This is a genomic window from Aquabacterium sp., from assembly GCF_004297345.1.
Lineage (GTDB): Bacteria > Pseudomonadota > Gammaproteobacteria > Burkholderiales > Burkholderiaceae_C > Aquabacterium.
The window spans coordinates 20,047-27,101 of the sequence record NZ_SCTN01000214.1 but is presented as its reverse complement, the minus strand read 5'-3'; the positions used below and the strand labels follow the sequence as shown (position 1 = coordinate 27,101).

Annotated in this window: 5 protein-coding genes; 1 reads left to right on the top strand and 4 read right to left on the bottom strand. The window is 60.4% G+C overall.

Going from position 1 to position 7,055, the window contains the following annotated elements:
- The 3 genes from EPO09_RS22325 to EPO09_RS07730 all read right to left on the bottom strand — a co-directional run.
- Positions 1-172, bottom strand: a 172-nt coding sequence (locus tag EPO09_RS22325; RefSeq protein ID WP_367200052.1) for a NapC/NirT family cytochrome c, incomplete at its 3' end; no start/stop codon positions are given.
- A gap of 61 nt (positions 173-233) precedes the next feature.
- Complete coding sequence (locus EPO09_RS07735; RefSeq protein ID WP_290641834.1) at positions 234-1,538, bottom strand: hypothetical protein; 1,305 nt, start codon at positions 1,536-1,538, stop codon at positions 234-236.
- 317 nt (positions 1,539-1,855) lie between these two features.
- Positions 1,856-2,494: a riboflavin synthase subunit alpha gene (locus EPO09_RS07730; RefSeq protein ID WP_290641832.1), complete on the bottom strand. Its 639-nt coding sequence runs from the start codon at positions 2,492-2,494 to the stop codon at positions 1,856-1,858.
- 270 nt (positions 2,495-2,764) lie between these two features.
- On the opposite strand from EPO09_RS07730, the gene EPO09_RS07725 reads away from it, so the two are divergent.
- Positions 2,765-6,340, top strand: a complete 3,576-nt coding sequence (locus EPO09_RS07725) for an indolepyruvate ferredoxin oxidoreductase family protein (RefSeq protein ID WP_290641830.1) — start codon at positions 2,765-2,767, stop codon at positions 6,338-6,340.
- A 22-nt stretch (positions 6,341-6,362) separates the two neighbouring features.
- Here EPO09_RS07725 and EPO09_RS07720 read toward each other — a convergent pair whose 3' ends face one another.
- On the bottom strand, positions 6,363-6,989 hold the full coding sequence (locus EPO09_RS07720; RefSeq protein WP_290641829.1) for a DUF2314 domain-containing protein: 627 nt from the start codon (positions 6,987-6,989) through the stop codon (positions 6,363-6,365).
- Positions 6,990-7,055: the final 66 nt, after the last annotated feature.

Below are 7,055 nucleotides of genomic sequence, written 5' to 3'. Positions count from 1 at the left end.
ATTTCTGCATCTCATGCCATGAGATGCAGAAATCAAGCGTGTTGGTGTGGTCAATAGATGCTTTGGCACCCACTGACAGCACGATACCCAGCACCACCAGAACGATGGCCTGAACCTCAAGAATCTTGGCCCAAGGCTTTTGTTCCTTGAAACGTTGCCAGATTGACTTCATCTAGATCTCCAGATGTGCCTTGCGTGTGGAGCACGCAAGGCACGAGAGGGTTGTTCGCCGATCAGAACGAGGTCCAGGCGAACAGGCGCAGGCTGTTCAGGTCGCTGGCCTTGCCGCCATTGGCTTCTGTCGCGATGTCGCTCTTGAACGCTACATATTGAGCGCCAAGGCGAACGTTGGCCCAAGGTGCATTCCAGGAGGACTCCTTGCCCCAGGGGGTCCAGTCAAGCTGATAGATGAAGGCACGGTTCCCCGTTTCCTTGCTCTTGCTGCTGGATTTGACGTAGCCGAAGGTGGCGCCGTATGTGTTCATGTAGTGATACGACGTTGACAGGCGCAGATCCTTGGTCGTGTCACTGGAGTCGCCATCGGCTTCAGACACCGTGTTGGTGTGCTCGCGCAAGTAGCTTGCGTTCAGCGTACAGATATGTTGTCTGTTACCAAGGAAGGTGTAGCTGCCATCGACGCCAATGTCTTTGAACTTCACAGAATCTGTGCTCACACGATCTTCTACCTTGCCGTCGTAGCCCATCAGACCCACGTGCCAGGCGCTGGTATGCAGATCTTTTGTATATGCCAGGCGCCAGTAAGGGGCGTTGCTGAGGCTGCCGAACGGCGTGCCAGGATCTGCGGCGTCTGAGTTGAAGCGACCTTGACCCATGCGTGATTGCATGGCGGGTGACAGGGTGTTGTAGAGGCCCAGCTCAGCGTAGATGCTGTCGTCGATCAAGGTGTAGGCATTCACGCCTATCACGCGGTGCTCGAGCGAGCCCGATGCCAATTCGGAGCCTGGATAGCTCAGGCGATCAGAACCGGTGTATGGAAAGCCCCATGTCGACAAGGTGTTGAACGGGTCTTGTACGGTGGGGTTGTTGTTCACAGAAACACCGACCAGTGCTTCCTTGTCACCCATGTTCAGGTTGGTTGTCACACGGAGGTCCATCTGGTCAAAAGATGTCGTGTGATCAATGCCGCTATTGGTGACCTGTACAAAGCTGCCAATGTGGTCGGTCAGCTTGCCGGCCAGAAATACCGATGCTTCAGCGATACCGCTCTTGGTTTCCTTGTCTCCGAAGGTGCCTGTGTCTGGATCCTGGGGCTTGTAGCGGCTGTAGTCAGCAACGACCATGGCAGACAAGGGGATCTTGCCGCCCTTGCCGTCGGAATCGACATAGCCGCCCAATTTGAACTTGATGCCGAATGGCGTCAGTTGGGGGCCAAACGCACCGATGTGACAGGCGGCGCAATCCTGTCCGGTCTGGCGTGCATAGCTGGGAACTGCTTGGGCCTGGTCGGCGAACAATGCGGCCACCAATGGCAAGCTGGCCCACAGCACTTGGCGGGCCAGCGAAAAACGCTTACTCATGCTTGATCCTTCAATCTCCGTGTTGTGCAAGGTTTGGCCATGCTTACTGCGCATGTTCAAACCACATCCTGTGGCGTTCAACGCCTGTTCTGACTGACGACCTTTTGGGCCCAGTTTTTGAACGCCAGTTTCAGGTTCGGAGTGGATCTCTGAAATGTGCATTCATCCCATTAGTCTAGGTTTGCCCTGCGTACCGTCTTTGACAGAACAGGGGGAATGAATGTAAAGATAAGTGAAAGAAGGGGGTTAAACGCGTCTCGGTTGAGAACAATTCTTGATACGGATTGGGGTATGTGCTGGGGGCCTGAATTCGAGCTTCAAACTTGACCACCCGCAAAGCGGGCTGCATTGCGTTCCAGCACCCGCTCGATCACGTCCACCAGCACCTGGGTCTGCTGCTCAACTTCGATATTGAGGCAGTCGCCCGTTTTGTACTGGAACAGGCCCGTCACGCGGATGGTCTCCGGAATCAGGTTGACACGGCAGTAGCCGCGCTCGGCATCGGCTTCGGCCAGCGTCAGGCTGCAGCCGTTGATGGACAGGAAGCCGCGTGGGAACAGGTAGCGCCGCCATGGGTCACGCACGTGCAGTTCGACGTGGGCGCGGGGGCCTTCCAGCACGATGGAGCTGATGCGGGCCGTGTCAGACACATGCCCGTACATGGCGTGGCCGCCGTTCTCGTCGCCCTGGCGCGCCGAGCGCTCGACGTTGACCACGTCGCCTACGCGGCGGTCGCCCAAGTTGGTACGCTCCAACGTGGCGTTGATGGCGTCAAACGAGATGAGATCGTCGTCGATCGTGACCACGCTCAGGCAAATGCCATCGACGGACACGCTGGCGCCGATCTGCAAGTCATGTAGCAAGGCGTGCGGGATGCGCAGCGTGAGGTGCAAGCCACTGATGGTCGGGGTAAGGGTGACGACGCGTCCAAGGCCCTGGACGATACCGGTGTACATGATCGGGCAATCCTGTTGTTCAAGCCAAGGCACCATTATCGTTGCGCCGCAGCATGGCCAGCTTGAGAGTGGGTGTATGCGCGCACCGTGAAATAGGGCCGACATGGCGCTTTACAAGGGGCGAGAAGCCTGGTTTTTCCCCCGTGAAAGCGATAGACCACAAGGTGGTATCGCGTCCTACACTGGCCTAAATTCAGGTTTCCTGCTGCGCGGCGAGCCTGTCGATTGCGATCAGGCGTGTTGCGGCGCAGCAGACCCAAGGAGGTCGTGATGAACGCTCCGCTGCCTGCAGAGGTGCTCAAGGCCCTGGCGACGCTCTCGCTGGACGACAAGTACGCGCTTGATCGAGGACAGGCCTTCATGAGCGGGATCCAGGCGCTGGTTCGCCTGCCGATCCTTCAACATACCCGCGACGCCATGCAAGGGCTCAACACGGCGGGTTTCATCAGTGGCTACCGCGGCTCGCCTTTGGGTGGTTATGACCAGGCCTTGTGGCAGGCCAAGTCGCATCTGCAAAAGCACCATATCGTCTTTCAGCCCGGCGTCAATGAAGAACTGGGCGCCACGGCGGTATGGGGCACGCAGCAACTGGCGCTGACGCCTGGGCCCCATCGCTTCGACGGCGTCTTCGGCATGTGGTACGGCAAGGGCCCGGGGGTGGATCGTTGCTCCGATGTGTTCAAGCACGCAAATATGGCGGGCACGTCTCAATACGGCGGTGTGGTGGCCGTGGCGGGTGACGACCATGTGGCCAAGAGCTCATCTGTGGCGCACCAAAGCGACCACATCTTCAAGGCTTGCGGCCTGCCGGTCTTCTTCCCCAGCACGGTTCAGGAGATCCTGGATCTGGGCTTGCACGCCTTTGCCATGAGCCGCTTTTCGGGCTTGTGGGCCAGCCTCAAGGCGATTCAGGAGGTGGTGGAGTCGTCCAGCACGGTCAATGTGGATCCGGACCGGGTGCGCATCATGCTGCCCGAGGATTTCGTGATGCCCGAAGGCGGTGTGCACATCCGCTGGCCTGATGCGCCGCTGGCTCAGGAAGCCCGCTTGATGGACTACAAGTGGTACGCCGCGCTGGCCTACATCCGTGCCAACAAGCTCAACCGTACGGTGCTGGACAGCGACCATGCGCGTCTGGGCCTGATCGCCAGTGGCAAGGCCTACAACGATCTGCGCCAGGCCCTGCATGACCTGGGCCTGGATGATGAAACCTGCCGGCGCATTGGCTTGCGGATCCACAAAGTATCGGTGGTGTGGCCCCTGGAGGCCAGCAGCACGCGCGAGTTTGCAACGGGCTTGCAAGAGATCCTGGTCATCGAAGAGAAGCGCCAGATGATCGAATACCAGCTCAAGGAGGAGCTGTACAACTGGCGTGAAGACGTGCGGCCCAATGTGCTGGGCAAGTTCAGCGAGCCCGATGGCGATTTCACAGGCGGTGAATGGTCCATGCCCAATCCGGCTTCGCGCTGGTTGCTGCGTGCCAAGGCCGATCTGAACCCTTCTCTCATTGCGAAGGCCGTGGCCCAACGCATCGAGAAACTTGGCTTGCTGCGCGACATGGACCCGAGCTTGCGAGAACGCATCGCCGAACGCTTGCGCGTGATCGAAGCCAAGGAGCGTGCGCTGGAAAGCCTGGGCTCCAGCGTGGAGCGTGCCCCATGGTTCTGCAGTGGCTGCCCGCACAACACCTCCACCCGCGTACCCGAGGGCTCGCGCGCCATGGCCGGCATCGGTTGCCACTACATGGCGATGTGGATGGACCGCAGCACCGGCACCTTCACGCAGATGGGCGGCGAGGGCGTGAGCTGGGTGGGGCAGGCACCGTTCACGGACGAAAAACATGTGTTCGTCAACCTGGGTGATGGCACCTACTTCCACTCCGGCTTGCTGGCCGTGAGGCAGGCGATCGCGGCCAAGGTCAACATCACCTACAAGATCCTGTTCAATGATGCCGTGGCCATGACCGGAGGGCAGCCGGTGGACGGCACCTTGTCTGTACCTGCGATGACGCGAGAGCTTCATGCCGAAGGTGCACGCCGTATCGTGGTGGTCAGCGATGACCCGGACAAGTACCTGAGCATCGAAGACCTGGCCCCTGGCACCGAGGTTTTCCACCGTGATCAACTCGATCAGGTGCAAAAGACGCTGCGTGAGGTGGAAGGCTGCACGGCCATCATCTACGAGCAGACCTGTGCGACGGAAAAGCGCCGTCGTCGCAAGCGCGGCACCATGCCCAAGCTCGCCAAGCGTGTGGTGATCAACGAGCTGGTGTGCGAAGGCTGTGGCGATTGCGCTGTGCAATCCAACTGCCTGAGCGTGGAACCGGTAGACACCGAGTTTGGCCGCAAGCGCCGCATCAATCAGAGCTCCTGCAACCAGGATTTTTCATGCGTGAAGGGCTTCTGTCCGAGCCTGGTCACCATTGAAGGTGGTCAGTTGCGGGCCCCCAAGGCCAAGGAGAGCACGCCTGACATCAGCAAGCTGCCCCCGATCCCCGAGCCCGAGGTGCCCGCTGCGCCAACAGCCTACGGCATTGTGGTGGGCGGCATCGGCGGTACCGGCGTGATCACCATTGGCCAGTTGCTGGGCATGGCCGCGCACCTGGACGGCAAGGGGGCGGTCACGCAGGAGTCTGCGGGCCTGGCGCAAAAGGGCGGGGCCACGTGGAGCCACATCCAGATTGCCGATACTCAGGACGCCATTTTCACGACCAAGGTGGGCATGGCAGAGGCCGATCTGGTGATTGGTTGCGACCCGATTGTGGCGGCGCATGCCACCACAGTGTCCGTGATGAGTGCGGGGCGGACGAGGGTGGTGCTCAACACGCATCACACGCCCACGGCAGCTCTGATGCAGGATGCCAACTGGCAGTTCCCGGCCGGCCACTGCGACAAGGTGCTGGGCGATGAGGTCGGCGCACAAGCCATCAAGCGCCTGGACGCGGTGGTGCTGGCCAATCGGCTGCTGGGCGATGCGATCTACGCCAACCCCTTGATGTTGGGCTACGCCTGGCAGATGGGCTGGGTGCCGCTCAGTCTGGCCTCCTTGACGCGTGCGATCGAGCTCAACGCCGTGCAGGTTGAGCGCAATCTGGCCGCGTTCGAGTGGGGGCGCCGTGCTGCGCACGACCCCGTGTTTGTGGCGCGCATGAGCATGCCTGCGCAGCCCGTTCAATGGACGGCTCGGCCACTGCGTTATGGCAAAGATGACCTGGATACGCTGGTACAGCGTCGCATGAACTACCTGGCTGAATACCAGAATGAAGCCTATGCCGAGCGGTACAGGGCCTTGGTGGGCCGCGTGCGCCAGGCTGAGTCCACCTTGAACAGCACACGCCTGACTGAAACGGTTGCGCGCCAGCTGTTCAAGTTGATGGCCTACAAGGATGAATATGAGGTGGCCAGGCTCTTGACCTCCAAGGCGTTCAAAGCCCAGCTCGAAGAGCAGTTCGAAGGTGACTGGCGCATGGTGCTGCATCTGGCGCCACCCTGGATGGGCGGTGGCAAGACGCCATCGGATCGGCCGCCCAAGCACGATTTCGGGCCGTTCTGGCAATGGTCGATGCAGGGGCTGGCCAAGTTCCGCGGCTTGCGCGGCACCTGGTTCGATCCCATGGGCTACAGCCGGGACAGGCGTGAAGACCGTGCCGTGCTGGCCGAGTTCACCAGCCTGCTGGAGCAGATCATGCGCAAGCTCAACGCGGGATCACTGGATCACGCTTGTCGCATGGCTGAGCTGGCTGACAAGATCAAGGGTTACGGGCCTGTACGGCATGCGCAGGTTCAGGCCGTGCGCACGCAATGGACGGCCATGAACAAAGCATGGCCTGGTGATGACAAGCGTTAGTGGCCGGTAGGGCGGGGGCGGCTTACTTGCCGCACTCCAGCCCGTACATGCGCTTCATCTCGTCGCGGTCGGCCTGGGGGGCCTTGGTGAGCTTGGCGCAGGTTGAGTAGTTGCCGTGCATCTTGCCGCCGGCGGTGTCATAGTACATCCAGTCCACCACATCCTGGCGAGTGAATGACCATTCCTGACCTTGCTTGAAGTTGCTCACGACCTCAGGCTTGTCGATGATCGTGCCGGTAAAACCATTTTTGCCGTTCTTGCCCTTTTGCTTGAAGGGCGTGACCCACACGTGCTCGACCTTCTTGCCGTCGCGGATGGCGATTTTCAAGGACACGGCCTGGTTGTTGGGTTCGTCCTTGGCGGCGATGGGCAGGAACTTGTCCAGTGTGGCGCGGGCCTTCTTGATGGAGGCCAGGATGGCTGGGTCCGTGACGCTGATTTCAACGGGTGCCGGGTCTGCGGCCGGGGCCGAGGCTTGGCTGGCTGCGGCAGGGGCGGGCGCTGGCATCGCGGCAAGCGCTGCTCGTGCCGTAGCGGCACTGGCAGATGCAGCCGGTGCGGAAGCCGCTTGTTGCGCCCATGAGGCTGTGTTCACAGCCATCAACAGTGCGGGGATGAGGCCAATGGCGATGCGATTTTTCACAAGCATGTTTTGAGCATTAGGTGCTGAGGCACCGATTTGTTACCCACAATCAGTGGTGAGTCTACTGGGAGA